Here is a 2880-nt window from a genome sequence, read left to right on the forward strand (position 1 = left end):
GGTGAAGCCGACAGTGATGCCGGCCACCTGCGGCAGGGTGCGCCGCAACCCGAAATTGGCGCCGGAGGCCAGCAGCATCAGGTTGCTGGGCCCGGGCGTGATCGAGGTCACGAAGGCGAAGAGGCACAGCGCCAGCAGCGCTTCGGTGGTCATGGGTCCGCTCCCGTCGCGAGGATGTCGACGGGAGTTCTGGCGCAGGGCCGGGCGCGGATGGGGTCCGGAATCCGGACCGCGGGCCGGGCGCCTGGCGACGCCCGGCCCCTGGGGACGCTACAGCACGAAATCCGCCGCGGTCAGGGCGTGGTCGGAATACACGGTGATGATCGAATCCGGCTGCTTGTCGCCATTGACGTCGAGATAGACGCCATAGCGGCTGCCGCCGAAATCGACCACCCGCAGCTCGCCCGCAGCGCCGGTGAAGCCGCCGGTGCCGAAGGTGAAGGCCGTGTCGCCCGGGCCGGCGCCGTTGGCGTCGATCGACGACAGGTCGATATGGTCGCCGGTCGAGAAGTCCACGATCGTGTCCTTACCCGACGCGGCCACGGTGCTGTCGCCGATGCTGGTGTAGTCGAACCGGTCGTTGCCGGCCCCGCCCTTCAGCACGTCGGCACCGCCCGCGCCCTGGATCGTGTCGTTCCCGGCCCCGCCCCAGAAGGTGTTGTTGCCGTTGTCGCCGGTCAGGCTGTCGTTGAAGGCGGATCCGTACACCTGCTCGATGCCGGTCAGCGTGTCGCCGTCGGCGTCGCCGTTGAGGCCGATGCCGGCCTGGAGATGGACCACCACCCCCTGGGAGGAATTGGCATAGGACGCGGTATCGATGCCGGCGCCGCCGTCGATCGCGTCGGCATCGGCCCCGCCTTCGATGATGTCGTTTCCGTCATTGCCGTTGATGGTGTCGGTGCCGGCCCCGCCCGAGATGGAGTCATCCCCAGCGCCGCCGTTCAGCGTGTCGGTCCCGGCGCCGCCGTCGATCGAGTCGCTGTTGGCGCCGCCATTGGCGATGTCGTCGCCGTCGCCGCCGACGAGCCGGTCGTTGCCGTCGCCGCCGTCGAGATTGTCATTGCCGGCCTCGCCCGAGAGCGAGTCGTCGCCGCCATTGCCGATGAGCGTGTCGTTGCCGAGCTCGCCGCCAATGATGTTGCGGCCGGCATCGCCGGTCAGCGTGTCGTCGTGGCTGGAGCCGTACAGGTTCTCGATATTGGCGAGCGTGTCGCCGGCCGCGTCGCCGCCGGTGTTGACGTTGGTCAGCAGGTTGACGTTCACCGCCGCCGACGAGCCCTGGTAGTTGGCGAAATCCGACCCCGCGCCGCCGTCGAGGGCGTCGGACCCGGCGCCGCCGCGGATCGTGTCGTTGCCGTCCAGGCCGAGGATGGTGTTGTTGGCCCCATCGCCATAGAGGTGGTCGATGAAGGCGGTGCCGGTGATGTTCTCGATGCCGGTCAGCGTGTCGCCCTCGGCGTCGCCGCCGCTGCCGGTACCGGCCGCCAGGTCGACTGTCACGCCGGCGCCCGAGCCGGAATAGTCGGCCGTGTCGATGCCGCCCTGGCCATCGAGGATGTCGGCCCCGGCGCCGCCGATGAGGGTGTCGTTGCTGAATCCCGATCCGGTGAGGGTGTCGTTGCCGGCCGAGCCGATCACGCGCTCGATCCCGCTCAGGGTGTCGCCTTCGGCGTCGCCGCCGGTCCCGACGCCGGTGGCCAGGCTGACGGTGACCGGCGCGGCCGAGCCGGAATAGTCCGCCGTGTCGTTCACGCCGGCGCCGCCCTGCAGCGAATCGGCACCGCCGCCGCCGACCAGGATGTCGTCCCCGGCACCGCCCAGCAGGATGTCGTTCCCACCCTGGCCGTCGAGGGCGTCGTCGCCGCCCTGGCCGTTGATGGTGTTGGCCGCGGCGCTGCCGCTGAGGTTGTCGCCGCCGGTGTTGGAGCCGATCAGGTTGACGATGCCGACCAGGAAGTCGTTCTGCGCGTCGCCGCCGAAGCCTTGCGAGGCGCCGGTCAGCTGGATGTTGATGCCCAGGATCGGCAGGGTGAGGCTGACCAGCACCGACAGGTCGATGGTCACGCCGTCGACCGAGGTGGTGTAGTCCGCCGCGTCGATGCCCGACAGCGTGATGACGCCGGCGGCGTTCAGCAGGCCGCCGATGATCACGTCGCCGCCGGCGCCGCCGCGGATCACGTCGTCGCCGGACCAGCCGATGGCGACGTCATCGCCGCCCAGCGCGTCCACGAAGTCATTTCCGATGGCTTGGACCGGGCCGAGGATCAGGTTCGGCAGGATTTCGGCACCGTTGGAGCCGGTGAAAGTCGCCATGAATAATTCCCCTAAAAAGCCGTCGATATGAAATCCAACTGTGCATCTCTTCGTCACCGGCGCAAGAAAAATGAACCCCTTGCGGCGGGTTCCGGCGGCGCCCCAAATTCTTTGTTATGCGGACCTGATCGCGGCGCCGCGCTCCTGCAGCAGCGCGCGCAGCACCGAGCGGTGGCAGCGGCCCTCATCCTCGCAATAGCAGCCGACCGAGAACGCCGCGCCGTGCGACAGGGCGGCGAGCAGGTCGAGGGTGCGGCGCGGCGCCGGCCGCTCCATCTCCGCCCGGAAGGCACGGGCGAAGGCCTGCCACTCCGCCTCCGTCCGCGCCGCCCTGCCTTGGGCCAGCAGCTCCGGGCTGGGCGACAGCTCGGGATACCAGACGTCGAACCAGCCATCGGCGGCGTAGCGCGCCTTCGGCACGCCGCGCGGCAGGCGACGGACAGTGCCGATCCGCGTGCCCTCGCCCGGCTGGCGCGGGCTGCCGAGGCGGACGATCGTGAGCGTCATGCCCCGAGCTCCGCCGGGGCGATGCCGGCCAGCTGATAGCGCAGGAACCAGCCCGGAAAG

Annotated in this window: 2 protein-coding genes; both read right to left on the bottom strand. The window is 69.9% G+C overall.

Annotation, left to right across the window (positions count from 1 at the left end; translation table 11 throughout):
- Positions 1-270: 270 nt before the first annotated feature.
- The gene (locus P409_RS30920) at positions 271-2313 is read right to left on the bottom strand and encodes a calcium-binding protein (RefSeq protein ID WP_052121600.1); all 2043 of its coding nucleotides are present in this window, start codon (positions 2311-2313) and stop codon (positions 271-273) included.
- Positions 2314-2427: 114 nt separating this feature from the next.
- Positions 2428-2820, bottom strand: a complete 393-nt coding sequence (locus tag P409_RS30925; protein WP_034847501.1) for a DUF488 domain-containing protein — start codon at positions 2818-2820, stop codon at positions 2428-2430.
- Positions 2821-2880: the final 60 nt, after the last annotated feature.

The sequence above is a fragment of the Inquilinus limosus MP06 genome (assembly GCF_000767795.1).
Classification (GTDB): domain Bacteria; phylum Pseudomonadota; class Alphaproteobacteria; order DSM-16000; family Inquilinaceae; genus Inquilinus; species Inquilinus limosus_E.